1 protein-coding gene is annotated in these 1,332 nt (G+C 44.7%); it reads right to left on the bottom strand.

Translation table 11 applies throughout. From position 1 onward, the window contains the following. Positions 1-446: 446 nt before the first annotated feature. On the bottom strand, positions 447-1,332 hold an 886-nt coding region (locus F6K22_RS40945; RefSeq protein ID WP_293110905.1), incomplete at its 5' end, for a calcium-binding protein.

Below are 1,332 nucleotides of genomic sequence, written 5' to 3' on the forward strand. Positions count from 1 at the left end.
TACTTAAGGGCAATAAAAAAACTTAAATTTCCTGTAGATATTCACCCTAACTTTTACACAAACGATACCAGCGGACATGATATTATACATTGTCTGTAGGGGCATCTATGCGAATCGCCCCTACTATATATGGTGGTTTTGCGTAAGTCTTGTTTTAGGAAGTTGGGTTGATTTTTTTCCATCCAATATTTTTCTTATGTTCCTCTTGTTTGTAGTTGCGCTTTAGCACCAAACATCTATCATATCAAATCCGGATAATTACTATAGCCTGCGTCCGCAGCGACTGGAACGGAGTGGAAGGTTTGCGGAGCATTCCGGAACGGATAGCAATCTCAGGGGTCTCACGGGATTGCTTCCTATCGTCGCTGCGGACAAGTGTTCAATCGGGTTCTATATCAACCCCGACACGGGAGCAAGATGCTCCCACTGCTGGCAAATGGCGATCGTTAAATTCTCAGAACAAAATCTTCTGCTTCTAACTCTGGGGTATTTGTCAAAGTAGCAAATTGACCTCCATCACCAAAACCAGTTTCACTACCATTAGGGTTATAGAACAATTTACCGTTTTCACTATTATAAACAATGACTGCTTCAGAACTTGCTGCTTCTTGGTCATTAGTTACTGTTGCAAATTCACTGTTGATGCTGAAACCTGTTCCCGACTCACTGTTGATGGCAGTGAAAGTTGTCAGGTCTAGGAGAATAATGTCTCCCTGTGTTTGGGAAAAATCAGTAATTGTGTCTATACCTACATCCTCTGTCTGAAACTCCTGATTAGTGTTAAATATAAAGCGGTCAATACTTGCTCCTCCTTCTAGGGTATCGTTTCCAGCTCCTCCGTTGAGTCTGTCGCGGCCAATACCTCCTTCTAGAGTATCGTCACCATCACCTCCTAACAAGATATCGTTACCGGGGCGACCTAGTAACAGATCGTTGCCAGATTGGCCAAATAGGCGATCGTGACCGGGACCACCATTAACAGTATCATCTCCATTACCGCCAACTACTGTATCTTGTCCAACACCAGCAATTAAGTTGTCATCACCATTGAAACCTCGGATTACATCGTCACCTCTGAAACCGTTGAGTTGGTCCTCACTTTCGCCACCATTCAGAGTATTATCGCCATTACTACCATTAAGGGTTTCACCTGGTGTTGATGGTTCTGGTGTTGGTGCTGGTGGTTCTGGTGTTGGTGTTGATGGTTCTGGTGTTGGTTCTGGTGTTGGTGCTGGTGGTTCTGGTGTTGGTGTTGATGGTTCTGGTGTTGGTTCTGGTGTTGGTGCTGGTGGTTCTGGTGTTGGTGCTGGTGGTTCTGGTGTTGGTGCTGGA

The sequence above is a fragment of the Okeania sp. SIO2F4 genome, from assembly GCF_010672385.1.
Classification (GTDB): Bacteria; Cyanobacteriota; Cyanobacteriia; order Cyanobacteriales; family Microcoleaceae; genus Trichodesmium.